At 45.9% G+C, this 25,008-nt stretch carries 25 protein-coding genes and 1 pseudogene; 19 read left to right on the top strand and 7 right to left on the bottom strand.

Going from position 1 to position 25,008, the window contains the following annotated elements; all coding sequences use genetic code 11:
• Nucleotides 1–36: 36 nt before the first annotated feature.
• On the bottom strand, nt 37–1,227 hold the full coding sequence (locus KXZ66_RS04245; RefSeq protein ID WP_003243812.1) for an MFS transporter: 1,191 nt from the start codon (nt 1,225–1,227) through the stop codon (nt 37–39).
• Nucleotides 1,228–1,319: 92 nt separating this feature from the next.
• The gene (locus KXZ66_RS04250) at nt 1,320–1,535 is read right to left on the bottom strand and encodes a DUF1128 domain-containing protein (RefSeq protein ID WP_003243712.1); all 216 of its coding nucleotides are present in this window, start codon (nt 1,533–1,535) and stop codon (nt 1,320–1,322) included.
• A gap of 202 nt (nt 1,536–1,737) precedes the next feature.
• Here KXZ66_RS04250 and yfkJ point away from each other — a divergent pair, with 202 nt between their 5' ends.
• The 3 genes from yfkJ to KXZ66_RS04265 are packed head-to-tail and all read left to right on the top strand — an operon-like array spanning nt 1,738 to nt 3,397.
• On the top strand, nt 1,738–2,208 hold the full coding sequence (yfkJ, locus tag KXZ66_RS04255; RefSeq protein ID WP_019712686.1) for a protein-tyrosine-phosphatase: 471 nt from the start codon (nt 1,738–1,740) through the stop codon (nt 2,206–2,208).
• 17 nt (nt 2,209–2,225) lie between these two features.
• Complete coding sequence (locus KXZ66_RS04260) at nt 2,226–2,546, top strand: hypothetical protein (RefSeq protein WP_003233665.1); 321 nt, start codon at nt 2,226–2,228, stop codon at nt 2,544–2,546.
• 23 nt (nt 2,547–2,569) lie between these two features.
• Entirely contained in the window at nt 2,570–3,397 is an 828-nt protein-coding gene (locus KXZ66_RS04265) for a YihY family inner membrane protein (RefSeq protein ID WP_160244134.1), read from the top strand.
• A gap of 198 nt (nt 3,398–3,595) precedes the next feature.
• Here the strand turns inward: KXZ66_RS04265 and KXZ66_RS04270 are convergent, their stop codons facing one another.
• Nucleotides 3,596–4,771, bottom strand: a complete 1,176-nt coding sequence (locus KXZ66_RS04270) for an MFS transporter (RefSeq protein ID WP_003243008.1) — start codon at nt 4,769–4,771, stop codon at nt 3,596–3,598.
• A gap of 167 nt (nt 4,772–4,938) precedes the next feature.
• Here KXZ66_RS04270 and cax point away from each other — a divergent pair, with 167 nt between their 5' ends.
• Both cax and KXZ66_RS04280 read left to right on the top strand, forming a co-directional pair.
• Nucleotides 4,939–5,994: a calcium/proton exchanger gene (cax, locus tag KXZ66_RS04275; RefSeq protein WP_003242902.1), complete on the top strand. Its 1,056-nt coding sequence runs from the start codon at nt 4,939–4,941 to the stop codon at nt 5,992–5,994.
• A gap of 70 nt (nt 5,995–6,064) precedes the next feature.
• Entirely contained in the window at nt 6,065–6,859 is a 795-nt protein-coding gene (locus KXZ66_RS04280; protein WP_003233657.1) for a YfkD famly protein, read from the top strand.
• Between the two features lie 40 nt (nt 6,860–6,899).
• Here the strand turns inward: KXZ66_RS04280 and mscC are convergent, their stop codons facing one another.
• Both mscC and yfkAB read right to left on the bottom strand, forming a co-directional pair.
• Nucleotides 6,900–7,742, bottom strand: coding sequence for a mechanosensitive ion channel protein MscC (gene mscC / locus KXZ66_RS04285; RefSeq protein WP_010886444.1), 843 nt, complete (start codon nt 7,740–7,742; stop codon nt 6,900–6,902).
• On the bottom strand, nt 7,743–8,864 hold the full coding sequence (gene yfkAB, locus KXZ66_RS04290) for a radical SAM/CxCxxxxC motif protein YfkAB (protein ID WP_003233655.1): 1,122 nt from the start codon (nt 8,862–8,864) through the stop codon (nt 7,743–7,745).
• Nucleotides 8,865–9,008: 144 nt separating this feature from the next.
• Here yfkAB and KXZ66_RS04295 point away from each other — a divergent pair, with 144 nt between their 5' ends.
• Together KXZ66_RS04295 and pdaA are read left to right on the top strand one after the other, a co-directional pair.
• Nucleotides 9,009–9,194, top strand: a complete 186-nt coding sequence (locus KXZ66_RS04295; RefSeq protein WP_003223132.1) for an SE1561 family protein — start codon at nt 9,009–9,011, stop codon at nt 9,192–9,194.
• A gap of 100 nt (nt 9,195–9,294) precedes the next feature.
• The gene (gene pdaA, locus KXZ66_RS04300) at nt 9,295–10,086 is read left to right on the top strand and encodes a delta-lactam-biosynthetic de-N-acetylase (protein WP_219144821.1); all 792 of its coding nucleotides are present in this window, start codon (nt 9,295–9,297) and stop codon (nt 10,084–10,086) included.
• A 36-nt stretch (nt 10,087–10,122) separates the two neighbouring features.
• On the opposite strand, the gene KXZ66_RS04305 is transcribed toward pdaA, so the two are convergent.
• The gene (locus tag KXZ66_RS04305; RefSeq protein WP_049140613.1) at nt 10,123–10,983 is read right to left on the bottom strand and encodes an NAD(P)-dependent oxidoreductase; all 861 of its coding nucleotides are present in this window, start codon (nt 10,981–10,983) and stop codon (nt 10,123–10,125) included.
• Between the two features lie 98 nt (nt 10,984–11,081).
• Nucleotides 11,082–12,041 carry a magnesium/cobalt transporter CorA gene (gene corA / locus KXZ66_RS04310; protein WP_003233650.1) on the bottom strand — a complete coding sequence of 320 codons (960 nt, stop codon included), beginning with the start codon at nt 12,039–12,041 and terminating at the stop codon, nt 11,082–11,084.
• 117 nt (nt 12,042–12,158) lie between these two features.
• Here corA and KXZ66_RS04315 point away from each other — a divergent pair, with 117 nt between their 5' ends.
• From KXZ66_RS04315 to KXZ66_RS04365, 12 genes and pseudogenes are all read left to right on the top strand, one after another.
• Nucleotides 12,159–13,022 (top strand): DNA-3-methyladenine glycosylase family protein, encoded by an 864-nt coding sequence (locus KXZ66_RS04315; protein WP_038829509.1) that lies wholly within the window; start codon nt 12,159–12,161, stop codon nt 13,020–13,022.
• Nucleotides 13,023–13,135: 113 nt separating this feature from the next.
• Nucleotides 13,136–14,536: a 23S rRNA (uracil(1939)-C(5))-methyltransferase RlmD gene (gene rlmD, locus KXZ66_RS04320; RefSeq protein WP_087614443.1), complete on the top strand. Its 1,401-nt coding sequence runs from the start codon at nt 13,136–13,138 to the stop codon at nt 14,534–14,536.
• A gap of 619 nt (nt 14,537–15,155) precedes the next feature.
• Complete coding sequence (locus KXZ66_RS04325) at nt 15,156–15,440, top strand: YfzA family protein (protein ID WP_021481197.1); 285 nt, start codon at nt 15,156–15,158, stop codon at nt 15,438–15,440.
• Nucleotides 15,441–16,185: 745 nt separating this feature from the next.
• Complete coding sequence (locus KXZ66_RS04330) at nt 16,186–17,163, top strand: tRNA dihydrouridine synthase (protein ID WP_032726644.1); 978 nt, start codon at nt 16,186–16,188, stop codon at nt 17,161–17,163.
• A 195-nt stretch (nt 17,164–17,358) separates the two neighbouring features.
• Nucleotides 17,359–17,811 carry a DUF6884 domain-containing protein gene (locus KXZ66_RS04335; protein ID WP_003233638.1) on the top strand — a complete coding sequence of 151 codons (453 nt, stop codon included), beginning with the start codon at nt 17,359–17,361 and terminating at the stop codon, nt 17,809–17,811.
• Between the two features lie 67 nt (nt 17,812–17,878).
• A pseudogene (locus KXZ66_RS22525) lies at nt 17,879–17,968 on the top strand (hypothetical protein); the annotation flags it as partial.
• Nucleotides 17,969–18,198: 230 nt separating this feature from the next.
• Entirely contained in the window at nt 18,199–19,200 is a 1,002-nt protein-coding gene (gene acoA, locus KXZ66_RS04340) for an acetoin:2,6-dichlorophenolindophenol oxidoreductase subunit alpha (RefSeq protein ID WP_003242898.1), read from the top strand.
• A 3-nt stretch (nt 19,201–19,203) separates the two neighbouring features.
• Entirely contained in the window at nt 19,204–20,232 is a 1,029-nt protein-coding gene (gene acoB / locus KXZ66_RS04345) for an acetoin:2,6-dichlorophenolindophenol oxidoreductase subunit beta (RefSeq protein WP_219144822.1), read from the top strand.
• A 13-nt stretch (nt 20,233–20,245) separates the two neighbouring features.
• Entirely contained in the window at nt 20,246–21,442 is a 1,197-nt protein-coding gene (acoC, locus tag KXZ66_RS04350) for an acetoin dehydrogenase complex dihydrolipoyllysine-residue acetyltransferase (protein ID WP_219144823.1), read from the top strand.
• Nucleotides 21,443–21,462: 20 nt separating this feature from the next.
• Nucleotides 21,463–22,839, top strand: coding sequence for an acetoin dehydrogenase complex dihydrolipoyl dehydrogenase (gene acoL, locus KXZ66_RS04355; RefSeq protein ID WP_219144824.1), 1,377 nt, complete (start codon nt 21,463–21,465; stop codon nt 22,837–22,839).
• Nucleotides 22,840–22,956: 117 nt separating this feature from the next.
• Nucleotides 22,957–24,774 (top strand): acetoin dehydrogenase operon transcriptional activator AcoR, encoded by a 1,818-nt coding sequence (gene acoR / locus KXZ66_RS04360; RefSeq protein ID WP_219144825.1) that lies wholly within the window; start codon nt 22,957–22,959, stop codon nt 24,772–24,774.
• 53 nt (nt 24,775–24,827) lie between these two features.
• The gene (locus KXZ66_RS04365; RefSeq protein WP_003244276.1) at nt 24,828–25,007 is read left to right on the top strand and encodes a small acid-soluble spore protein H; all 180 of its coding nucleotides are present in this window, start codon (nt 24,828–24,830) and stop codon (nt 25,005–25,007) included.
• Nucleotide 25,008: the final 1 nt, after the last annotated feature.

Below are 25,008 nucleotides of genomic sequence, written 5' to 3' on the forward strand. Positions count from 1 at the left end.
AAAACGGACGCTCTTGGGCGTCCGTTTTTTTGTTGCTTAGGCTTGAGCACCTGTCAGTTTCTTGTACCTGTAATACAAGAAAGCAGCTGCAGCCGTTCCGATGACCGCAATGCCGAAGTCGAATATGAAAATATGGGCGATGCCCCCCGCTTTTGCGATAAGCCCTGTTGCAATCGGCAGCAGAATCGATGCAAGGCTTGAAGCGGTCGCTACAATTCCGGTAACGGTTCCTTTTCGCTTCCAGAAAAGCTCTGTCATTAACGTAATGGTAATTTGAAACACACCCGCAGTTGAAAAGCCTAAGAAAAAGGCAGTGATGTCCAGCACAACTGGGATATGAACGGTCAGCATGACTGCGAGCGTACATAAAGTAATAATAGGATATAAGAGCGTTATGAAGACAGGTTTGACCCATCTATTCAGCAAAACGGCTAATAATAAAACAGATGCCAGAGATCCTATACTATAATAGCTCAGCAATTGTACAGATGCTGATTCAGCTAAACCGGCTGCCTTTTGCGCGTAGCTCGGGAGCCAGATTTGAGAAACCGTAAATAAAGCCGTGGATGTAAAACCGATGATAATCAGTGCGGTGCCTTCCTTCTGAAAAACGGGTTCAGACAAGAAAACGGGAGATTCCTGTTGGCCGCTATTAGTTGGTTTCTTATGTTTTTTAGGAAACGAAAGCGTTGATAAATAAATAATATTCAGGAGATAGACCGCTGCCGGCAGATAAAAAGCAAATCCGTAAAACATGCTGTGGTCTGCTAAAAATGTGATCAAAAGCGGCAAAAGTGCGGCCCCGACAGACATAAAGGCTTTGACCAAGACATTCGCCGAACCGGAAGCAGACGGAAAGAGCTCGGTTAGGGCCGGATATGTTCCGGCATCCATCGCTGAATTTGCGACTCCGGCTAATAAGGCGAACACAAACGCCAGCTCATAGCTCGGTGATAAAGGAATACCTACTAAAAAAACGGCCATAATTCCCGCAGAAGCGACAACAAGCGGCTTTCTGCCGATTTTATCTGATAGAACTCCGGAAATGCCGTATGTCAGCAGTTTGCCAAACCCGATAGCGGCAATGACATAACTGATGCCGGTCGGATCGGTATTCCACTGTTTTGTTAATGAAGACATATTGGATGCGAGAATGATGTTGACCATCCCCAGAAAGAAGTAGTTGATATACATTCCGGATGCTGTTTTGATAGATGTCGTTTGCATGCTTGTACTCCTTCAAATCTTATTCGAACACTTTGCTGTTTTGGTTTGGGGAAATGATAAAAAAGACTCGCCGAGTTTCCGGCCAGTCTCCATTATTTACGAAGCGAGGCTAATTCTTGAGCAATCGCCTGCATTTCACTTGGGCTGAATGATTCTTTTTTCATCACCATTCTGTGAAGGTACGTGAGGTCTTCAATCTTCTCATCACTGAAATCCTCCGCTTTGATTACGCCGACGTTCAGCATGTTCAGCTTTTGGGAAATCTCTTCAATCATTTGAGTTAATGTTTCTGTATTTGGGCTGGACAAATGGTTCCATCCTTTCTATGCGCAATATAGGTATGTTTTATTCTAACAGAATTCCATCAGAAAAAAACCCTATTCTAAAAGCAGGCTGTTCATTCCAAAAAAGTGAAGACATCAGTTGAAAAGAAAATGAACATCCTACTAAGATAGTCATGAAGGTTTCTTTTTAGAGAAATAGGGGCAAAGAATAGGGAGGTTGGACAATATGATAAGCGTGTTATTTGTTTGTTTAGGAAACATTTGCCGGTCTCCGATGGCGGAAGCGATTTTTCGGGACCTTGCAGCCAAAAAAGGATTAGAGGAGAAAATCAAGGCGGACTCAGCGGGAATCGGCGGCTGGCACATCGGCAATCCGCCGCATGAGGGAACGCAGGAGATATTGCGCAGAGAAGGAATCAGCTTTGATGGCATGCTGGCGCGTCAAGTCAGCGAACAGGATCTGGCCGATTTTGATTACATCATTGCAATGGATGCAGAAAATATCGGAAGTCTCAGAAGCATGGCGGGATTTAAAAACACCTCACATATCAAAAGGCTTTTGGACTATGTTGAAGATTCAGATCTTGCCGACGTTCCCGATCCTTACTACACAGGGAATTTTGAAGAAGTCTGCCAATTAATCAAATCGGGCTGTGAGCATCTGCTTGCGTCTATTCAAAAAGAAAAACAATTGTGAGTGAAAGGAGAATTTGCATGAACAACGAACGTTTAATGCTGAAAGGGATATTTCTCGGAGCTGCGGCAGGCGCGGCGTTATCACTGCTCCATAAGCCGACAAGACAGGCGTGCGGCATGAGATGGCTGACATGCAAGCATAAACTTTCACTGTATAAAAGCAATCCGGAGCTGTTAAAAAACACTGTTATCACAAAAGTGGATGAGGCCAAAAAGCTCGCCCAAACGCTTTCAAAGGAAGTCGACTTTGTGAACCAGCAGGTGAAAGAGCTGAAGAAAACAACGCCGCAAGTGATGGAACTCGTGCAAGAAACGAAAGAGCATTTTTCAAAAAAATGATCAAACATGCGAGGTGAGACGACATGAGTTTTTTGAAAGAGCTTTTCAGCAGATATACCCTTCATGAAGGACAAAGTAAATCAGCGGAGCTGGCGTATTTTTTTCTATTGTCACTGTTTCCGTTTTTGATTTTTATGCTGACGCTCACCGCGTATCTTCCGCTTTCTACCGATGATGTTTTAGGAGTCATAGAACAATATGCTCCCGCCAGTGCGATGTCTCTCGTTGAATCCATTACCCATCAAACCTTAAATAATCGAAATGGCGGTTTGCTGTCATTCGGGATTATCGCCGCATTATGGTCTGCGTCTAATGGAATGAACGCGATCGTCCGGTCGCTGAACCACGCGTATGATGTGGAAGAAAACCGCTCTTTTATCATTGTTCGTCTAACCTCTATTTTTTTGACGATTGCCATGGTATTTACGATTTTAGTGGCTTTGCTTCTGCCGGTATTTGGCCGGGAGGTTGGAAGGCTCGCTTCTGACTTTGTCGGCGCGTCGGATCTGTTTTTATCCGTCTGGGCCGCCATTCGCTGGGGTGTCAGCCCGCTTGTGCTTTTGATTGTTTTTTCCGCGCTGTATGTGATTGCGCCGAACAAAAAGCTGTCTCTCCGGTTTGTCATGCCGGGTGCGGTCTTTGCGACCATCGGCTGGATCGTTGTCAGCACATTGTTTTCATTTTACGTCAGCACGTTTGCGAACTATAGCGCCACTTACGGGAGCATCGGGGGAATCATCGTTCTGATGATTTGGTTTTACTTGAGCGGCATTTTAATTATCCTAGGCGGAGAAATCAACGCTCTTTTACATAAACGTAAAAAGCTTCCTGATGAAAATCCCTACCATTAGCGCACCCTATAAACGAACTTCGGTTCAAAAAGAAGTCGGGGGGATATCGTGATGACCAAGCATACGAAAAAAGGCGGAAGCCATAACAAACAAAATTCGAAAAGCAAATCGAGCCATAAAACAAGCGGAAGCGCCAACGGACAAAACGGCTACCATTAGCATAAAAGCCTCCTGACATGATGTCGGGAGGCTTTTTGATTAAGAAGATGAAGAATAGGTTTCAGCCGGTGACCAGCTTTTCGGTTTGCCCAGCACAAGGGCCAGCCACACAGCGCTAAGCGTGAGAGTAATGAAGTAGAACAAGTTTGCGCTTTCAAATGTCTGCATATACCAGCCGCCGGCAACCGGACCGAGGATGCTGCCGAGACTGAATGTAATGCCGCAAAGCAGGTTTCCCGCCGGCAGGAGATGAGGCGGAAGAAGATCTGTCATATAGCTGATGCCAAGTGTAAAGGTTGATCCGACTGCCATTCCCGCAATAAAAAAGCAGCCGCCGATCACGTAAGGCGAAGGAAATACACCGGCGATGAAAAAGCAAAGAGCCCCAGTCAGTAAAATCACCAGCAGCACATTCCGCCTGCCGTATTTATCGCTGAGGATGCCGAGCGGAAACTGAAAAATAATGCTTCCAATCGCAAATGCGGGAAGGATGATCGCTACTGCGTCTACTGATATCCCCAAACGGAGCGCGTACACCGGAAAGCTTCCGTTCAGCGCCGTTTCCAAAAAGCCATAGCCAAATGTAGGCATAAAGGCAACCCACCCAAACAGCATGGCCTGATAAAATCGCCTGAAACTATTGTCTGATTTGGTTTCATGAGGACTGGTTTCCGGGTATGCATTTTGTAGAAAGAAAACAAAAAGCCACGCAAACAGACTGATGCAGCCGGACACGATAAAAGGAAGCGACGGACTCAGCTTGACAAGCGGCACCATGAACGGGCCTGCGGCAAAGCCAAGGCCAAAGGAAAGCCCGTAAATAGACAGGTTTCTTCCGCGATTTTGTTTTGATGACATGGAGGTCACCCACGTTTGCGTAGAAAAGTGAAGCATGTGGTCGCCGATTCCAATGAACAGGCGAAGCAGGAACCAGACCCAAACTGACTGAAGCCAAATAAATCCGAATAAGCTTAAAATGACAATGCTTCCGCCCATGACGATCAGCGGCTTGAATCCGAGCTTTCTGAGCGGCGCTTCCATAAACGGCGAAGCCAAAAGCACACCGATATACAGCCCGGTCGCGTGCAGGCCGTTGATAGCAGCGGATTCTCCATTTGTTTCAAAAATGATTGAAATGACAGGCAGCAGCATGCCTTGTGAAAACCCGGAAATGGATACGAGCAAGACAAGGATAAAGAAATGAAATCGTGACATCGTGTCAGTTCTCCTTATGTGGAATCTATGTTGATCGTACAATGTTTTCCAAAAGCAGGCAACCTGAAAAAAGCCTATATCACGCTATACATTTGCCCTCGTGTAATCATGAAGGTTTTTGTGAAGAATAAAAATAAAACAAGTCATAAAAAAGGAGCTATTTCACCATGAATCGTATCTTTTTTATTTTAGTGGCGGCCGGTGTTCCGCTTTCTGTGATTGGTAGTTTGATGCATTGGCCTTCCGCGGTTCTATTTGCCGTTTATTGCGTGACGATTATCGCGCTTGCAAGCTATATGGGGAGGGCGACAGAATCACTGTCCATCATTGCAGGACCGCGTATCGGCGGTTTGTTGAATGCAACCTTCGGGAATGCGGTGGAGCTGATTATTTCCCTTTTTGCATTAAAAGAAGGCCTGACAGGAATCGTGCTTGCCTCTTTAACCGGTTCAGTGCTGGGGAACCTGCTGCTGGTAGCGGGCCTATCGTTTTTTGTCGGCGGTTTAAAATATAAGCGGCAGGAATTTAATATCCATGATGCCCGCCATAACTCCGGGCTTCTGATTTTTGCCATCATTGTCGCCTTTGTGATTCCGGAGGTATTCTCTGTTGGTATGGGAAACGCCAGCAAGCTCAATTTAAGCATCGGCATCAGCATCATTATGATTCTGTTATATGTCGCGGCGCTGTACTTTAAACTTGTCACGCATCGGGGCGTTTATCAGCCGAATAATGCCGCTCAGACTGAAGAAGAGGAAGAGCCGGAATGGTCAGGGAAGGTTGCGACGATTGTCTTGTTTGCGGCAACGATTGTGGTTGCATACATATCCGAAAACCTGGTCCATACCTTTCACTCGGTTGCTGAACAGTTCGGGTGGAGCGAGCTGTTTATCGGGGTCATCATCGTGGCGATTGTAGGAAATGCGGCGGAGCACGCGTCAGCGATTATTATGGCCTTCAAAAATAAAATGGACATTGCGGTTGAAATTGCAGTCGGCTCTACGCTGCAGATCGCTATGTTTGTCGCACCGGTTCTCGTCATCTGTTCTATCTTTTTTCCGACAAGCATGCCGCTTGTTTTTACATTGCCTGAGCTCGTCGCGATGGTATCAGCGGTTCTCTTGATGATCGCGATTTCGAATGACGGGGATTCCAACTGGTTTGAAGGGGCGACACTGCTTGCTGCATATGTCATTATGGCGATCGGCTTTTTCCTTCTTTAACCTGAAAAAATGATGGATAACAACAAAGCGGGATGAAAAGACTAAGGGAAAATGCCATAGAAAGAGTGATATGATGAAAAAGCTATTTCATTCCACACTTATCGTGTTGTTATTCTTTAGTTTTTTCGGCGTTCAGCCCATCCACGCGAAAAAGCAGTTTAAGGTTCCTAATTCTGTCGCAAGCATTTCAAAGGAAAACACGTATCCGAATGCTTCACAGGATCAGCCAATGCTTCAGCCGAGCAAGCTGGCAAAGGAATTGCTCGATCATTCTGAGGTGAAGATTGAAAATCCGCATCTCATCAAAATGCTGAATGAATCCAACATATCCGGCACACCGCTTGCAGTAGGGTACCGGGCGACAATATTTCTCGGGAAATGGGCGCTCGGCTATGAATCAAATGAAACAGTCGCAAACTGGGAATATAAAAAAATCAATACAAACCGTGCGGATAACCGCGGCGGGAAAGAAACGGCTGAAATGCATTATGCCCAGGAACAGCAGTACAGAGTGAAGGGCGGCCTGACAGCTAAAGTTCCAAATGCTGAAGATGTCAAAAGCATGATGATGCAAAAAGCAATGAAGAAAACGAACCTTCCGCTTGCATTTGAGACGGTCATCGGGGCTGGCACAAAACGGGATCAGATTTATAAAGTCGCTCCTAAAAAAATCGGTTATTTACATGCATATGCACCGGCTGTGAATGAAAAAGGAAAAGTGACTTACGGAGAAGTGTACTTAGTGCTGAAAGGAAATAAACGAAAACTCGTCGTGAAAAATGTCACGTCACAGGGCATCGGCGCGTGGATTCCGGTTCAAGACCATGTCACATTTGGCTTTCAGCTTTCCTCACTGCCAAGATAAATAAAAAACTGATTCCAACTCGGAATCAGTTTTTTTTTGTTTATTGGGTTCTCTCGATTCGGACCGCTTCCTCAAGCATTTGCACATTGTTTTGGTAGAGCTGGCGAACGAGAACCCGTCTGACTGCAAGGCTGGCACTGAAATAATCATCATCTTTCACCATGCCTTTAACCGTAAATTCGACGCCGCGATTGATTTTATTCAATGCGGTGATGCCGTGGATTTGAAACGGTTCTGTCGGATTGCCGAATTCATCCCGCTTCAATGAATCACGAAGCTCTTCATTCAGCATGTCACATGCCTCTTCCAACACGCTGTACACGCGGTCCGGATCTTCTTTAAAGCTGATAAGAAAGGATTCGGTAATCCGCATAAAATCAATATTATAGTTCTCTATTTGTCTGACCTCGCCGTTGCTGATGGTGAGCAGCTTCCCGCTCCATTCCCGGATTTGCAGCGAGCGGAGGCCGATTTCCTCCACTGTCCCGTTGAACAAGTTGTTGACGGTGACATAATCGCCTTTGTGCAGCTGGCGTTCATATATTAAGAACACACCAGCCAGCACATCTTTGATCAGCGATTGGGCGCCAAAACCGATCACGATACCTGCTACGCCCGCCCCGGCCAATATCTTGCCGAAATCATGCACAAATAAAGAAATAACGTAAAAAATAAAACCAATTGTCGCCGTATACTGGGTGACAGAACGGACAAGGCTTTCAATCGTTTTTTCCTTTTTTTCTTCAATAAAATCCGTCCGTTTAAAAAATAGCTGTACCAGCCGGTTGATGATAAAGACACCGATCCAAAGGATAACGGCAACGAGGAGAATATCGACGATTTTATTTTGAAAAATCTCCGTAAGTGTTTCTTTCATCCGCATCTAACTCCTGGCTTGACGTTTTGTGAAGTCTGTATCCTGATAATAACTGTTTTTGACAAGAACATTCGGTCCGAGGCACCGGACATTCGGGCAGTGGCAACTTAGTTCTTTCGCAAGCTTGGTCTCTCTCCACTTTTCATAGGCGGAAGGGAGGCTGTCCGTCTGAATGTTGCCAAGCGGCGGGGTATCACCGAAATCGGTCACGATAATGTTTCCGTCGAAAATGTTCACATTCAGGCGGGACCGGCCGTCAGGGTCATTTCGCACTGTGACGTTTTTCGCCGCGCGAAGCCGGCGAAGCAGCTTTTGGTCGTCTTCGTCCGGACTGCAGGCATAAAACGGCAGCGTTCCGAACAGCATCCACGTATTTTCATCACGAATATCCAGCAAGCGGTGAATGGCCTGTCTCATCTCTTTCAGGCTGAGGGATTCAAGAGCGCTTGCGAAATCGCTTGGATACATTGGGTGGACCTCGTGACGCTGACATTTCATATCTTCTGTGATTTGGCGGTGAATATGCTCAATATGCGGAAGAGTTCGTTTGTTCAGCATCGTTTCCGCAGATACCATTACTCCGGCATCCACGAGCGTGCGGCTGTTTTCGATCATTTTTTCAAAATAGCGCGCGCGCTGTTCGAAGGTCGGTTTTCTGTCCATCATGGCAAAGCCGATTTCAGCAAAATCTTCAACTGTACCCCAGTTATGAGAAATATGTAGCACATCGAGATACGGAATGATCCATTCGTACCGCTCGATGTCGAGGGTCAGATTTGAATTAATTTGTGTCCGCACACCCCGTTCATGGGCATATTTCAATAAAGGAACAACATATTCTTTTACTGATTTCAACGAAAGCATCGGCTCTCCGCCTGTGATGCTGATGGATCTGAGGCGCGGGATTTCCTCCAGCCGTTTTAACAGAAGATCTATTGGCAGAGCATTCGGGTCTTTAGGCTGCAATGTATAGCCTACAGCACAATGCTCGCATCTCATATTGCACAGTGTCGTCGTTGTGAATTCAACGTTTGTCAGCTGCATGTCTCCGTATTGGTCAACATCCATATAGGCTTCCCAAGGGTCAAACTCGGGCGTAATCGGACGCAGCTTCGTGTTTTGTGTCATGACTATCTAACTCCTTTATAAATGGGCATACTAACGCTGCCAACAGTTAATTTTAGACCTGATTTGCCAAGATCGCAAGTAGCGCGGCGATTGAAAAACGGCAAAAAATGAGCTACCATAATAAAAAATGAATGGAGGAACAGAATGGGGAACGCCGTAAACAATAAAGATCAGCAGATTGATTATTTAAAGAACAGACTTGACATGTTTATGAACGTCATCGATTCATTAGACCCTGAAGCAACCGACGTTGAAGATATAGACAGGCTTATCAGCATGCTTGATGACCTGGAAGCCAAATACGAACGTTTTAAAAAAGATTGGGAATAAAACCGCGCGCCCGCCGCGGTTTTTTTATTGGCATAAAGCAACAGTATAAAACAAAGCCCCTATCTGTAAAATAAGAAAAAATGCAGAAGGAGCGCTGGCCATGAAGTGGATGTGTTCAATATGCTGCGCCGCCGTATTGCTTGCCGGAGGTGCAGCACAGGCGGAAGCGGTGCCGAATGAGCCGATTAATTGGGGCTTTAAACGAAGTGTCAATCATCAGCCGCCAGATGCCGGGAAGCAGCTGAACAGTTTAATTGAAAAATATGACGCGTTTTATTTAGGGAATACAAAGGAAAAAACGATTTACTTAACGTTTGATAACGGATATGAAAATGGCTATACGCCAAAAGTGCTTGATGTCTTAAAAAAACATCGCGTAACAGGAACGTTTTTTGTCACCGGGCATTTCGTAAAGGACCAGCCTAAGCTGATCAAACGTATGTCAGATGAGGGCCATATTATCGGCAACCATTCCTTTCACCATCCGGATTTAACGACAAAAACAGCTGATCAGATTCAGGATGAACTTGATTCAGTCAACGAAGAGGTTTATAAAATTACGGGAAAGCAGGACAATCTGTACTTGCGTCCGCCGCGCGGCGTGTTCAGTGAGTACGTACTGAAAGAAACGAAACGCCTCGGCTATCAAACCGTTTTCTGGTCGGTCGCTTTTGTTGATTGGAAAATCAACAACCAGAAGGGAAAGAAATATGCCTACGATCATATGATCAAGCAGGCGCACCCGGGAGCCATTTACCTGCTTCACACCGTATCGAGGGACAATGCAGAAGCGCTGGATGACGCGATTACAGATCTGAAAAAACAGGGCTACACATTTAAAAACATTGATGATCTGATGTTTGAGAAAGAAATGAGGCTGCCGTCTTTGTAATGAGAAGAGCCTCTCCTGAAACGGAGAGGCTTTTTATTATTTTATACATTTAATCAGTGCGGCCCAGTCCAGATCCCCGAAGCCTTTCTCAATCCCGCTTTCAAAATGGCTCTTGGCCAGCTCGGCAAGAGGAAGATTTGCAGAAACCTGTTTTGCGGCGGCGAGTGCCAGGTTGGTATCCTTCAGCCCTAAAGACATTTTGAAGCCGGCCGGCTCAAATTTCTGCTCGGCCATAATGGTTCCGTAATTTTGATAGACTGGAGAACCAAAGAGCGCGCTGGCGATTTCTAAAAATTGTTTTTGTTCTAAGCCGTATTTCTCCATCATTAAAAAGGATTCAGATAACGCCTCCAGCATGGACACAAGCAAGAAATTGATGCTGATTTTGGCTGCATTTGCCGTCTTGCTTTCTTCGCCGACGTCAAATACCTGCTGGCTCAGGCTGTCGAGCAGAGGCTTGGCAGCTTGCTTTGCTTCCGCCGGTCCGGCTGTTATGATACGGAGCGCGGCTTTGGCTGCGGCATCCGGTCTGCCAAGAACAGGAGCGGCGAGAAAAAATTGTCCTTTCTCTGCATGAGCTGCTGCGAGCTTTTCTGAGAACTCAACACTGATTGTGCTCATCGAGATGTGAATGCCGTTCTCTGCTAATCCTTCAAGCAGCCCGTCTTCTCCGAATGTTACGGCGCTGACAGAATCATCATCTGCAAGCATAGTAATGACAATATCAGCGGACTTTGCCGCCAGCCGCGGCGTATCAGCTGCCTGTGCGCCTTTTGTGACAAATTCTTCTGTCTTTTGTTTCGTCCGGTTATAGACAGTCAATTCGTAGCCTGCTTGAAGAACATTTCGGGCAATGGGCTGTCCCATATTGCCGAGTCCGATGACAGCAATTTTCAATCTGATCACTCCCTGAATATTTTTTCCATTATAAACAATATGAACAGAATATGCATAGCGATCGGCTTACAACAAAAAAGAACAGCTGCTCGCTGTCCTCATTTAAAAATATTGAACCATCCTTTATGTACAAACCAAATCAGCATTCCAATCACAAGCGCGGCCATCAGGCCAAGTACAGCGAAATATCCGTATTTCCAATGCAGCTCCGGCATAAAGTCGAAGTTCATACCGTATACACCGGCAATAAAGGTGAGCGGGATGAAAATGGTTGATACGATCGTCAGTGTCATCATAATCGCATTCATCCGGTTTGAGTTTAGCGTCACGTAGCTGTCACGCAAGTCGGACGTCATGTCACGGTTGGATTCCACAATTTCAGACAACTTTAACAAATGATCGTATATGTCGCTGAAATAGGCTTTCGTTTCCCGCTGCTCTTTCACATGGTCAAGGCTTAAAATCCGGTAGAGCAAATCACGCATCGGGATAATCGTCCGTCTCAAATGCAATAGGTCTGTTCTGAGATCAAACACCTCGTTCATCAGCGTTCCATACGTTTTGTGGGGACGGCTTTCTTCAATTTCATTCAGCCGGTCTTCAATTTTATACACGAGAGGAAAATATTCATCAACAAGCTGATCCATGATCATATAAGAAATATGCCCGGGCCCTTTTTTCAATATATCCGGTGAAGCATACAAACGCTCCCGGACTTTAGCGATACCGGGCGTTTCGTGTAAATGAAAGGTGACGACAAATTTTTCGCCTTGAAAGATATCGACTTCCTCCGTCTCAAGTGTTTCCTTATTCAGCGCATGAATCACGTAAAAACGATAGCCGTCATAATGGTCAAGCTTCGGCCGCTGCATATGCTGGAAGCAATCCTCAATGGCAAGCGGGTGAAAATGAAAAAAATCTCTCAATAACGCCGTTTCCGTATCCTCCGGGCCGTAAAAATCAACCCAGTACCATGCAATATCAGGCTGTTCCACTCGTTCGATCGGTATATTTTTCAGCAGCTGATGCTCTGTTGTGATTGCGGTAATGTTGATCATAAACAACCCTCCACCTGCCATTATATCATGCGGTCTTTATGAGAAAAGTATACGGTACTCTCTGCCTAATTCAAGCGGCATGTTATACTGAACAAAAACGGAAAAAGGGTGGATCTCATGTGGAAGGAAAAAGTATCTGTCACGCCTCCGTATCATTTTGACCGCGTGCTGGACAGGCTGTCTTTAGACCCCCTCAATGCTGTTGATCGAGAGGCGAGGGAAGTCCGTGTGCCAATCAGAAATCAAGCGGGGGACGTATGTATTGTAAAGATACAGGCGTTAGGCCATGCGGGTGAGCCTGAGTTCCTCGTCAGCGGGGAAACGGATCAGGGAGAAATGATGAAGGAAATCAAGCGGATTTTTCAATGGGAAAATCATTTGCAGCACGTTCTGGATCATTTTTCAAAAACGAGCCTGTCCGCCATTTTTGAAGAGCATGCAGGGACTCCGCTTGTTCTGGACTACAGCGTGTACAACTGCATGATGAAATGCATTATCCACCAGCAGCTCAATCTTTCCTTCGCTTACACGCTAACAGAACGGTTTGTTCATGCGTTTGGCGAGCAGAAGGATGGCGTGTGGTGCTACCCAAAGCCGGAAACGATTGCAGAACTCGATTATCAGGATCTGCGTGATCTGCAATTCAGCATGAGAAAAGCGGAATACACCATTGATACATCAAGGATGATCGCAGAAGGCACACTCAGCTTGTCAGAGCTGCCGCATATGGCGGATGAAGACATTATGAAGAAACTGATCAAAATCAGGGGTATCGGCCCGTGGACTGTGCAAAACGTCCTCATGTTCGGACTTGGCCGTCCCAATTTATTCCCGCTTGCCGATATCGGCCTCCAAAATGCGATCAAACGCCATTTTCAGCTAGACGATAAGCCGGCAAAGGATGTTATGGTGGCGATGAGCAAGGAGTGGGAGCCTTATTTAAGCTATGCGTCTTTGTATTTGTGGAGGAGTATAGAATAATTCGTCTGACAATGAAGGAAATCCTGCAAACGTGTTATACTAGAAAGATGTGAAAAAACCATTTCACTTTCTGCCATCCGCAGAAAGCTTCATATAGAAACGGAGAGAACAACGTGAACCAACAAAAGAAACAGGCGCCCGTCGAACTGAAGGTCGGACAAACCTTTCCGCTGACGATTAAGCGTCTCGGCATTAACGGAGAAGGTGTCGGCTATTTTAAGAAAAAAGTCGTCTTCGTGCCCGGCGCGCTTCCTGGTGAAGAGATTGTTGTGCAGGCCACAAAGGTCCAGCCTAAGTTTTCGGAGGGCCGCATTAAGAAAATCCGCAAAGCGTCTGAGCACCGGGTGGCACCGCCTTGCCCCGTGTACGAACAATGCGGCGGCTGTCAGCTTCAGCACCTTGCATACAGCCAGCAGCTTCGGGAAAAACGCGACATCGTCATTCAGTCTCTTGAACGCCATACGAAGTTTAAAGTAGAGAACATGGAAATCAAAGAAACGATTGGCATGGACAACCCGTGGAATTACCGCAATAAAAGCCAATTCCAGATCGGACGCTCGCAAAGTGGGAGCATCATCGCCGGCTTATACGGCCTTGATTCTCATGACATCGTGCCGATTAAAGACTGTATCGTTCAGCATCCGGCAACGAACAAAACAACAGGCATCGTCCGCCGCATTTTAGAGGACTTCAATGTGTCTGTTTATAATGAAAGAAAACGAAAAGGCGACGTTCGCACGATCGTGACGAGAGTCGGCTTTGAAACAGGCGAAGTGCAGGTCGTGCTTGTAACCGCAAAAGAAACGCTTCCGCACAAGGAAGAAATCGTCAAAGCGATTCAAAAGCGATTGCCAGAGGTCAAATCCATTATTCAGAATGTAAATGGTGCGAAAACTTCAGTGATTTTTGGTGAGAAAACAAAACAGCTCGCCGGAAAAACAGTAATTCAAGAAGTGCTAGGCGACGTATCTTTTGAATTGAGTGCCCGCGCTTTCTTCCAGCTCAACCCGGAACAGACCGTCAAGCTGTATGATGAAGTGAAAAAAGCGGCGCAGCTGACCGGAAAAGAAAAAGTCGTTGATGCGTATTGCGGCGTCGGCACTATCGGCATGTGGGTGGCGGACGGAGCGAAGGAAGTCCGCGGCATGGACGTCATCAAGGAATCAATTGACGATGCTAAGAAAAACGCCAAAAAACACGGCATGGCAAATGCCACATATGTAACAGGAACAGCCGAACACTGGCTCCCGAAATGGACGAAAGAAGGCTTCCGCCCGGACGTCGTCATTGTAGACCCGCCAAGAACGGGCTGTGACAGCACGTTCCTGGACACGATCAAAAAAGTCAAACCGAAACGCTTCGTCTACGTTTCCTGCAATCCATCCACGCTTGCGAAGGATTTGCAGACGCTGTCGAAGGACTATCGCGTGGACTATATTCAGCCTGTCGATATGTTTCCGCAGACGGCGCATGTTGAAGCAGTGGCGAGACTTGTATTGAAATCGTCTAACTAAAAAGAACATTTCCCAGTCATAAAATAGTTTTCCTAATAAGACCTGGATTTCGGTAAAATAAACAATTCCGATTTCCGGGTCTTTTTCGTGCGCAGCCCTTGTCCTAACTGTCTTTCCCCAATTTTATCTTCCTTCTTTTCTCGGAGATCTTTATTTTAACTGGCGAAAAGAATTGAAAAAACGTGTTGAAAAGCGGGTGAAAAAAAGCGTTATTTAACCGGAAAAATTTCCTTCCAGTATGATTAAAATACATGAGTAAAATGATGTAAAATCATAGATATATTTTTCATAATTTGTAAAATTATATATTGACTTGCAGTTATTACGTGTGAAATATTGATTATAGGAATATAAGGAAAGGTATGGCGTATATCATTTCAAGAGTCATTCGATGTAAAAAGTTGAAACATTGTAATAAACGAAAGAGGTGAAAATGATGGCCAACCCCATTTTAAAATGAATAACGTATGAGCACTACAACAATTAAATAATAGTGCCGACGATAACAACTATTAAAGTAATACCTACAATGGTTATATCCTTGCGACAATCATGCTTCATAATAATTTAGATTGACACTTGGCTAAAAAGTATTGCAGAGAAGGAAATGGATAACTAAATGGATAAAGTATATAAAAAACGACCGTTATATAAAAGAAGTTGGTTTCAAACATTTTTGGCATTTTTAGTATCTCAGCTTTATTTTAATTTTGTAGAATTAACGGGATGGGGTCCTAAGTACAGAGAAATGAATGGATTCCCAGCAAACATAGTTGAACTAGATTTCTTTCAAACATATCTTTCATTCTATGATAATCCATGGTTTAATATTATTACTGTTTTCTTGGGAGTTTTCACTATTATACAAATAATTACAGGGATAACAAAGGATATTCGAAATTAAAGCAATAACTTCTGATGCCTTATTTAATGATGAAAGAAAATGAACACTTTCTTAATTATCTTATGAGTGAAGACTGCGACATTTAGTCAGCAGTCTATTTTATTGGTTCTGGATCAGGATTACCGAATTATAACCCTATACAAATATATAGTAGGTTGCCACTTGCTGCGTTGGTTATTTTCTAAATCATGAGCAAATCCCAAATGGTTCAGATTGAAGTTCTTGAATTCTTTTAAATAAGGGTTTATTTTCTCTTCTCATCCTCTTTACTCCATGTGATTCACAAGTGTTAGCAGCTTAAGTAGAGGTTTTTTCATTCTCTTGAGTATTCAGTTATACCACCCCCAACTCAATTTGCTTAATCGAAGTTTATCTCTTGAAATTAGTTTTTCCGCAAATATGATATTGAGATACGGATATGGTGTAGCGTTAAATATCTTATCTTCAATAACAGGGCAATTATTTTGCGTTGGTAATATGGAGAACTCATATGATATTCTATTTAGGTTGGAATTCTTTTTATCCAAAAAGTTCAAAAGTAAGGCCACAAAGAAAGACGAAGGTCAGCGCCAGTGTTAACCACAATATAAAAAATGGTGTAGATAATCATCCCATGTGAAAATGTTCAAAATTTACTATAGATTGATAAGAAATGCTTTCGCATGCGAAAAGAAGCATGGTCAGTTTTTTAATATTGAGATACAGGTATAGCCGTATCCCCTAATGAAAGGATTTGATTTTTGTTATGACAGAAAATTTCTGGCGTGAATTACCACGGCCATTTTTTGTACTGGCACCAATGGAAGATGTGACAGATGTTGTTTTCCGGCATGTAGTAAGTGAAGCAGGCAGACCGGATGTATTTTTTACAGAGTTCACAAACTCAGAGAGCTATTGCCACCCGGATGGGAAGGATAGCGTGCGCGGCCGTTTGACGTTTACAGAGGATGAACAGCCAATGGTAGCCCATATATGGGGAGATAAGCCTGAAAACTTTCGTAAAATGAGTATTGGCATGGCAGAGTTAGGATTTAAAGGCTTAGATATCAATATGGGCTGCCCTGTGCCTAATGTGGCGGGGAATGGAAAGGGAAGCGGCCTTATTTGCCGTCCTGCAGTTGCGGCAGAATTAATACAAGCTGCAAAAGCAGGGGGATTGCCTGTAAGCGTGAAGACAAGACTTGGATACACGGATGTGGATGAATGGCGCGAGTGGCTGACACACATTTTGAAACAGGATATTGCGAATCTTTCTATTCATCTGCGTACTAGGGCAGAGATGAGCAAAGTAGATGCGCATTGGGAGCTCATCCCGGAGATTAAGAAACTTCGTGATGAGGTGGCACCAGATACACTTTTGACGATCAATGGTGATATCCCTGACCGCCAAACTGGCTTAAAACTTGCTGAACAATACGGCGTCGATGGAATTATGATAGGGCGCGGTATTTTTACAAATCCATTTGCCTTTGAAAAGGAGCCGAAAGAGCATAGCAGCAAGGAATTGCTTGATCTCTTAAGGCTGCATCTGGATCTTCATGATAAATATTCAGCATTAGAAGCCCGTCCGTACAAGCCTCTTCCTCGCTTTTTTAAAATTTATCTCCGCGGGTTCCGAGGGGCAAGTGAATTAAGAAATCAATGCATGAACACAAAGTCAACAGATGAAGTGCGTGCATTGCTCGACGACTTTGAGAGAAAGTATCTTGATGGGATAGAGTAACTGCAGTGCTTGATTCAAAAAAGGCTAACAAAATAAAGGGATTTTTACACCATTCTTGACTAAAATAAACCTGGATTTTCGGTAAATCCGGGTCTTTTTTGTACGAAGCTTTTACTCAGCCTGTCTTTTCTCTAATTTATTGTAAGAAAATAATGGTATATTGAGTGGAGATATCTTATAAAGGGGGAGAGGAAAATGAAACGGCTATGCATCATCCCCTGCGGCAAGAAAAAAATCTGGGATGTCCAGCCTGATGCCGGGCCGGTAAGAGCAGAGGACGCTTATCTCAGCCCGTTTCATCAGGCGTGCGAGCGGTATGCAAAAACATTTTTCGATGAGTGGGTGATTTTGTCTGCGAAGCACGGGTTCCTCCGCCCTGATGATCTCGTTTCGGGAAATTACGATGTCACTTTTGGCACCGGTCATCCGGAAATCATGACAGCGGACGAGCTGCGCCGTCAATTTCACGAAAAAGGCTTTTCTGATATCGAAGAGCTAGTCATGCTTGGCGGAAAAAAATATCGAAGCGTTCTAAACGCCGTCATCGGAGAGCACCAGCATATCAGCTGGCCGCTATCATCTTACAAAGGCATAGGCTATATGCTCCAAGCGCTGAACCGGGCTGTTGAAGAAAAGCATGAACTGTAGCACATACATATGAAGAAAAGAGTGTGAACATGTGTGCCAGCGGGTTATCAAAAACAGATGCCGAAAAGACGGCGGTATCGGATATGTTAAATATTCAATTGATTTTCTTTCAAAAACAGCTATTCAGTCAAACGATGCAGAGGAACTAGGAAGTTAAAAAGATTTCCAAGGAAATAAATACGTCGATCATTGTCAAAGGCCGGGTGATATCCGGTCTTTTTTTGCATGCTGTAAAACGAGACAAATGAATCAGTTTGAGACAAAACGAGACACACGTCTCAAACTGTCTCCAAAGTGAAGACGAGAAGACTGATTTTACGGGTTCAAAAGACTGGCACACTTCTTGCATTTATAATGGTGAACCCTAAATAGAAGGAGGCGCACAAAATGAAATTGTTAAAACGAGAAGGCTTGTCATTAACTGAGGAAAAAGCGCTGTGGATGTACCAAAAGATGCTGGAGATCAGGGGCTTTGAAGACAAAGTGCATGAACTGTTCGCACAGGGAGTGCTTCCCGGATTCGTTCATTTATATGCCGGTGAGGAAGCCGTGGCTGTAGGGGTGTGCGCTCATTTACATGATGGCGACAGCATTACAAGCACCCACAGGGGACATGGACATTGTATCGCCAAAGGCTGTGATTTGGACGGCATGATGGCGGAAATTTTCGGGAAAGCGACCGGATTGTGCAAAGGCAAGGGCGGTTCTATGCACATTGCGGATCTTGATAAAGGCATGTTAGGCGCAAATGGAATCGTCGGGGGCGGCTTTACGCTCGCATGCGGATCAGCGCTCACGGCTAAATATAAACAGACTAAAAATGTAAGCGTTTGCTTTTTCGGGGACGGGGCAAATAACCAAGGCACCTTCCACGAAGGGCTGAATTTAGCGGCTGTATGGAACCTTCCTGTCGTGTTTGTCGCCGAAAATAACGGCTATGGCGAAGCCACCCCATTTGAGTACGCATCAGCCTGTGATTCAATCGCCGATCGGGCGGCTGCTTATAACATGCCGGGGGTTACAGTTGACGGCAAAGATATTTTAGCAGTTTACCAGGCAGCCGAGGAAGCGATAGAAAGAGCAAGAAACGGCGGAGGCCCATCTTTGATTGAATGTATGACCTACAGAAACTACGGCCATTTCGAAGGAGATGCCCAAACCTATAAAACGAAGGATGAAAGAGTTGAGCACCTTGAAGAAAAGGATGCCATTCAAGGTTTTAAAAACTACCTTTTAAAAGAAACAGATGCTAATAAGCTGTCAGACATTGAACAGCGTGTCAGCGAATCGATTGAAAAAGCCGTCTCGTTCAGCGAAGACAGCCCATATCCAAAAGATTCGGAGCTGCTGACAGATGTGTATGTGTCATATGAAAAAGGAGGAATGTAAGAGATGGCGAGAGTCATAAGCATGTCAGACGCGATCAATGAAGCAATGAATCTTGCGATGAGAAAAGACGAAAATGTACTTTTGATCGGTGAGGATGTCGCCGGGGGAGCGGCGGTCGATCATTTGCAGGATGATGAAGCATGGGGCGGTGTATTAGGGGTCACAAAGGGGCTCGTACAGGAATTCGGGCGCACAAGAGTGCTGGACACTCCGATTTCTGAGGCGGGCTATATGGGTGCGGCTATGGCTGCGGCATCAACCGGTTTGAGACCGATTGCCGAGCTGATGTTTAACGATTTTATCGGCACGTGCTTTGACCAGGTGATCAACCAAGGGGCGAAATTCCGTTACATGTTCGGCGGAAAAGCGCAAGTGCCGATTACCGTCCGCACCACATACGGAGCAGGGTTCCGGGCCGCTGCCCAGCATTCACAAGCGCTGTATGGCCTTTTCACGAGCATCCCTGGACTGAAGACAGTTGTTCCATCCAATCCGTATGATGCCAAAGGTCTTCTGCTTTCAGCAATAGAAGATAATGATCCGGTGTTCTTCTTTGAAGACAAAACGTCCTACAACATGAAGGGCGAGGTGCCGGAAGATTATTATACAATTCCGCTCGGAAAGGCGGACATCAAACGCGAGGGCAATGATGTTACGCTCTTTGCAGTCGGCAAGCAGGTCAATACTGCGCTTGAAGCGGCTGCACAGCTTTCAGAGAGGGGCATCGAAGCCGAGGTCCTTGATCCGCGCAGTCTGTCCCCTCTGGATGAGGATGCGATTTTCACATCGTTAGAAAAAACAAACCGGCTGATCATCATTGATGAAGCCAATCCGCGATGCAGCATTGCCACGGATATTGCTGCGATTGTCGCTGACAAGGGCTTTGATTTGCTTGATGCGCCGATTAAACGGATTACAGCGCCGCATACACCGGTTCCGTTTTCACCAGTGCTTGAAGATCAATATTTGCCGACACCAGATAAAATTGTCAGCGTCACGCTTGAATTGCTTGGCGAGCCGGCAATGAATTAAAGGGGGGACACAAATGGCGGTAAAAGTAGTGATGCCAAAATTGGGAATGGCTATGAAACAAGGGGAAGTATCGATATGGAATAAAAAAGTAGGCGACCCGGTTGAAAAGGGAGAAAGCATTGCCAGCATTCAATCGGAGAAAATTGAAATGGAGATCGAAGCGCCTGAAAAAGGAACGCTGATCGATATCAAAGTGAAAGAGGGAGAAGAGGTTCCGCCCGGCACAGCAATCTGCTATATCGGGGACGCCAATGAGTCGGTGCAGGAAGAGGCGAGCGCGCCTGTTGCTGAAGACAGTGTGCCGCAAGCCATCCAGCCCGTCAAACAAGAAAACAAACCCGCAGCCTCCAAAAAAGATCGAATGAAAATATCTCCAGTCGCCAGGAAAATAGCAGAAAAAGCAGGATTAGACCTAAAACAGCTGAAAGGAACTGGACCAGGCGGACGAATCGTGAAGGATGACGTGACAAAGGCCCTTGCTGAACAGAAAAAAGATCAGGCAAAGCCTGTGTCGGAGCAGAAAGCGCAGGAAATCCCGGTGACAGGCATGAGAAAGGTCATCGCTGCCCGAATGCAGGAAAGCTTGGCAAACAGCGCGCAGCTGACGATCACGATGAAAGCTGATATCACCAAGCTTGCCACTCTTCAAAAACAGCTTTCACCAACTGCGGAAGAGAGATACGGCACAAAACTGACGATCACTCATTTTGTCTCAAGAGCCGCCGTTCTCGCTCTGCAAGCTCACCCTGTGCTGAACAGCTTTTATCAAAATGAGCGCATCATCACACATCCTCATGTGCACCTTGGTATGGCTGTAGCCTTGGAAAATGGCTTAGTGGTGCCTGTGATCCGCCATGCTGAAAAGCTATCGCTGATTGAACTGGCTCAATCTATCTCAGAAAATGCCAAAAAAGCACGCGAGGGACGTAAGGGAAGCGAAGAACTGCAAGGCTCTACCTTCTCCATTACAAACCTTGGCGCGTTTGGAGTTGAGCATTTCACACCGATACTAAATCCGCCGGAAACAGGCATTCTCGGCATCGGAGCAAGCTATGATACGCCGGTGTATCAAGGGGAGGAGATCGTCAGAAGCACAATCCTGCCGCTCAGCCTGACATTTGATCACAGAGCGTGTGACGGCGCCCCAGCCGCTGCATTCCTGAAGGCGATGAAAACATATTTGGAAGAACCCGCAGCATTAATTTTATAGGAAAAGCAGGTGAAAACGACATGACATTAGCCATTATCGGCGGCGGACCTGCAGGCTATGCGGCTGCGGTTTCCGCGGCACAGCAGGGCAGAAACGTGCTGCTCATTGACAAAGGCAAGCTTGGGGGGACCTGCCTGAATGAAGGCTGCATCCCGACAAAGTCTTTGTTAGAAAGCGCAAACGTTCTTGATAAAATCAAGCATGCCGACAGCTTTGGAATCGAACTTCCGGCAGGTGCGATATCAGTCGATTGGAGTAAAATGCAAAGCCGGAAACAACAGGTTGTCAGTCAGCTTGTCCAAGGCGTTCAGTACCTAATGAAGAAAAATCAAATACAGGTTGTAAAGGGAACAGCCTCCTTTCTTTCTGAAAGAAAGCTCTTGATCGAAGGAGAAAAAGGAAAAGAAATCAGAGAGGCGGACCAAGTATTGATTGCCTCCGGATCAGAGCCAATCGAGCTGCCTTTTGCCCCGTTTGACGGCGAATGGATCCTCGACAGCAAAGACGCGCTTTCTCTTTCCGAGATTCCGTCTTCACTAGTCATTGTCGGCGGCGGTGTCATCGGGTGTGAGTATGCAGGGCTGTTCGCCAGATTGGGATCGAAGGTGACCATCATTGAAACAGCGGACCAGCTGATCCCGGCTGAAGACGAAGATATTGCCCGTCTTTTTCAGGAGAAACTTGAGGAAGACGGTGTCGAAGTGCATACCTCATCCAGATTAGAGCGGGTGGATCGGACGGCCAAAACGGCAATATGGAAAAGCGGTCAGCGAGAGTTTAAAACGAAGGCCGATTATGTGCTGGTGGCTATCGGCAGAAAACCCCGTCTTGACGGATTACAGCTTGAACAGGCCGAAGTTGATTTTTCTCCAAAGGGCATTCCGGTGAATGGGTACATGCAGACGAACGTGCCTCATATTTACGCGTGCGGAGATGCTATAGGGGGCATTCAGCTCGCGCATGCCGCTTTTCATGAGGGCATCATCGCTGCTTCTCATGCTTCCGGAAAGGATGTCAAAATCAATGAGAAACATGTGCCGCGCTGCATCTATACGTCCCCGGAAATCGCGTGTATCGGAATGACAGAACGTCAGGCAAGAAGCATATACGGCGATGTGAAAATTGGCGAATTTCCTTTTTCCGCAAACGGCAAGGCACTCATTAAACAGCAAGCGGAAGGAAAGGTCAAAATCGTGGCTGAACCGGAATTCGGCGAAATCGTAGGTGTCTCGATGATTGGCCCGGATGTAACCGAGCTCATCGGCCAAGCGGCAGCGATCATGAATGGTGAGATGACGACAGATATGGCGGAGCATTTTATCGCCGCCCATCCGACTTTATCGGAAACATTGCATGAGGCGCTGTTAAGCACGATCGGCCTTGCAGTACATGCATAATAAAGGAAAAAGCAGGTGCATGGATATAAGGCGCCTGCTTTTTTTTATTGTTGAAAGCGCTTTATTTTTCCCCTACAATAGATGAAAACGGCGTGTAAGGGAGGAGCGATCAAGGAAATGAATTCGGTCCCAAACGATTTGCAAACCTGGAAACGTTTTGTGAAAGACGGTGTGCTTGACGAAGCCCGATTAAGAAAACGGATTGCCGAGTCATGGCATCGCTGCAAAAAAGCTGAGGTCAATCCTTATTTAGAAAAAGGCCCGAAGGTTTTACAGCAAACGGAGCTGGATCAGCAGTCAAAAAAACATTCATTCTACTTGACGACCGCAAAGCCTTACCTCGAAAAACTGCTGCCTGCCATAAAAGAAATGGAAATGATGGCGCTGCTAATTGATTCAGACGGTGTTGTTCTGGCATTGGACGGCCATTCCCGCGCGCTCTATGAAGCCAAACGCATCAACTTTGTCGAAGGGGCATGCTGGACGGAAACGGCTGTCGGAACAAATGCGATTGGCACGGCGCTCCACATTAGCGAGCCGGTTGCGATACAAGGATCAGAGCATTACTCCATTGCTTCCCATCTTTGGAACTGTTCAGCCGCTCCGATTCACCATGAGGATGGCAGCCTTGCGGGTGTGATTGACATATCGTGTCCGGCGGCAGGCGCTCATCCTCATATGCTCGGTATTGCCACTGCGATCGCCTATGCAGCTGAACGGGAGCTCGCAGCTAAAAGCCGTGAGAAAGAGCTCGAGCTGATCAGCCGTTTTGGAGAGAGGGCTGCATCCAGTGTGCCGATGGTGCTATGCAATAACAAGCAGCACATCATCAGTGCGAGCATACCGATTCGAACCTCAATGCCTGATTGGCAGGGCCGGCACCTGTATGAGTTGAAGGAACGGGGCTACTCAATCGAAAAAGCTGTCACCATAGGAGATGGCGGCACTTGTTTTTATCTTTCGGAACATAAGAAAAAGAAGGTGTTTCGATTCAATGGAGTGATCGGGAAAAGCGGTCGATCGCAAGCGATGCTGATGAACCTTGAACGTGCAGCTGCGGCAGATGCAACGGTCTGTTTGTCGGGCGAAACTGGTACGGGAAAGGAAGTCGCGGCTCGCGCGCTTCATGAGAACAGTGAGAGACGGCACGGTCCGTTTGTTGCTGTCAATTGCGGAGCGATTCCGTCTGATTTGATTGAGAGCGAACTGTTCGGATATGCAGAGGGCGCTTTTACGGGAGCGAAACGAAATGGCTATAAAGGCGCCTTTCAAAAAGCGAATCAAGGCACATTGTTTTTAGATGAAATCGGAGAAATTTCCCACTCGATGCAGGTTGCACTTTTACGGGTGCTTCAGGAACGCAAAATAACGCCAATCGGCGGGACGAAAGAAATTCCGGTTGATATCAGAGTTATTGCCGCCACACATTGTGATTTACGCGAGCTTGCCGAAAACGGAAAAATCAGAGAGGACTTGTTTTACCGTCTTCATGTCTATCCAATTGAACTCCCTCCATTACGCGATCGCACCGAGGATATCCCGGATCTCTTTGAGTACTACAAACAGAAGAATCATTGGCCAGGCGAACTTCCTTCTGATTTTTGTAATGTGCTGAAGCAATGGAAGTGGCCGGGGAATATCCGTGAGCTGTTTAATGTGTTTGAACGTCTTTCTATCAGATTTCCGGACGGCCGGCTGAGGGATGAATCGCTTCCCGCTTTACTGGAAGCCGCTGGATTGCAGGCCAGCTCTGCAGAAAAAAAGCCGGCTGCTGCCGGCGTGCTTACTTTTCGTGAGCAAATCCAAAAAGATATGATGATTAAAGCGCTTGAATCTGCAAAAGGAAACGTCTCTCAAGCCGCAAAAATCAGCGGGATCCCCCGAAGCACTTTCTACAAACGCCTGAAAAAATTCAACTTGTCCGCTGAATCATAAAGCATACTTCCTTCAGGAAATGGAAACGTTATGTATTGAAGGAGGGTGTTACGATGAATATTCAAAGGGCGAAAGAAATTGTAGAATCTCCCGACATGAAGAAAGTAACATATAACGGCGTTCCTATTTACATTCAGCACGTAAATGAAGAAACTGGAACAGCAAGAATTTATCCGCTTGACGAACCGCAAGAGGAGCATGAAGTGCAGCTGAACAGCTTAAAAGAGGATTAAA

Source organism: Bacillus sp. LJBS17 (genome assembly GCF_019334685.1).
GTDB classification, from domain to species: Bacteria; Bacillota; Bacilli; order Bacillales; family Bacillaceae; genus Bacillus; species Bacillus subtilis.

Excerpts from the sequence above, each read along its gene's own strand:
- KXZ66_RS04245 (WP_003243812.1), bottom strand. The coding sequence starts at position 1,227 with ATGCAAACGACATCTATCAAAACAGCATCCGGAATGTATATCAACTAC.
- yfkJ (WP_019712686.1), top strand. The coding sequence starts at position 1,738 with ATGATAAGCGTGTTATTTGTTTGTTTAGGAAACATTTGCCGGTCTCCG.
- KXZ66_RS04260 (WP_003233665.1), top strand. The coding sequence starts at position 2,226 with ATGAACAACGAACGTTTAATGCTGAAAGGGATATTTCTCGGAGCTGCG.
- KXZ66_RS04265 (WP_160244134.1), top strand. The coding sequence starts at position 2,570 with ATGAGTTTTTTGAAAGAGCTTTTCAGCAGATATACCCTTCATGAAGGA.
- KXZ66_RS04270 (WP_003243008.1), bottom strand. The coding sequence starts at position 4,771 with ATGTCACGATTTCATTTCTTTATCCTTGTCTTGCTCGTATCCATTTCC.
- cax (WP_003242902.1), top strand. The coding sequence starts at position 4,939 with ATGAATCGTATCTTTTTTATTTTAGTGGCGGCCGGTGTTCCGCTTTCT.
- KXZ66_RS04280 (WP_003233657.1), top strand. The coding sequence starts at position 6,065 with ATGATGAAAAAGCTATTTCATTCCACACTTATCGTGTTGTTATTCTTT.
- mscC (WP_010886444.1), bottom strand. The coding sequence starts at position 7,742 with ATGCGGATGAAAGAAACACTTACGGAGATTTTTCAAAATAAAATCGTC.
- yfkAB (WP_003233655.1), bottom strand. The coding sequence starts at position 8,864 with ATGACACAAAACACGAAGCTGCGTCCGATTACGCCCGAGTTTGACCCT.
- KXZ66_RS04295 (WP_003223132.1), top strand. The coding sequence starts at position 9,009 with ATGGGGAACGCCGTAAACAATAAAGATCAGCAGATTGATTATTTAAAG.
- pdaA (WP_219144821.1), top strand. The coding sequence starts at position 9,295 with ATGAAGTGGATGTGTTCAATATGCTGCGCCGCCGTATTGCTTGCCGGA.
- corA (WP_003233650.1), bottom strand. The coding sequence starts at position 12,041 with ATGATCAACATTACCGCAATCACAACAGAGCATCAGCTGCTGAAAAAT.
- KXZ66_RS04315 (WP_038829509.1), top strand. The coding sequence starts at position 12,159 with ATGTGGAAGGAAAAAGTATCTGTCACGCCTCCGTATCATTTTGACCGC.
- KXZ66_RS04325 (WP_021481197.1), top strand. The coding sequence starts at position 15,156 with ATGGATAAAGTATATAAAAAACGACCGTTATATAAAAGAAGTTGGTTT.
- KXZ66_RS04330 (WP_032726644.1), top strand. The coding sequence starts at position 16,186 with ATGACAGAAAATTTCTGGCGTGAATTACCACGGCCATTTTTTGTACTG.
- KXZ66_RS04335 (WP_003233638.1), top strand. The coding sequence starts at position 17,359 with ATGAAACGGCTATGCATCATCCCCTGCGGCAAGAAAAAAATCTGGGAT.
- acoA (WP_003242898.1), top strand. The coding sequence starts at position 18,199 with ATGAAATTGTTAAAACGAGAAGGCTTGTCATTAACTGAGGAAAAAGCG.
- acoB (WP_219144822.1), top strand. The coding sequence starts at position 19,204 with ATGGCGAGAGTCATAAGCATGTCAGACGCGATCAATGAAGCAATGAAT.
- acoC (WP_219144823.1), top strand. The coding sequence starts at position 20,246 with ATGGCGGTAAAAGTAGTGATGCCAAAATTGGGAATGGCTATGAAACAA.
- acoL (WP_219144824.1), top strand. The coding sequence starts at position 21,463 with ATGACATTAGCCATTATCGGCGGCGGACCTGCAGGCTATGCGGCTGCG.
- acoR (WP_219144825.1), top strand. The coding sequence starts at position 22,957 with ATGAATTCGGTCCCAAACGATTTGCAAACCTGGAAACGTTTTGTGAAA.
- KXZ66_RS04365 (WP_003244276.1), top strand. The coding sequence starts at position 24,828 with ATGAATATTCAAAGGGCGAAAGAAATTGTAGAATCTCCCGACATGAAG.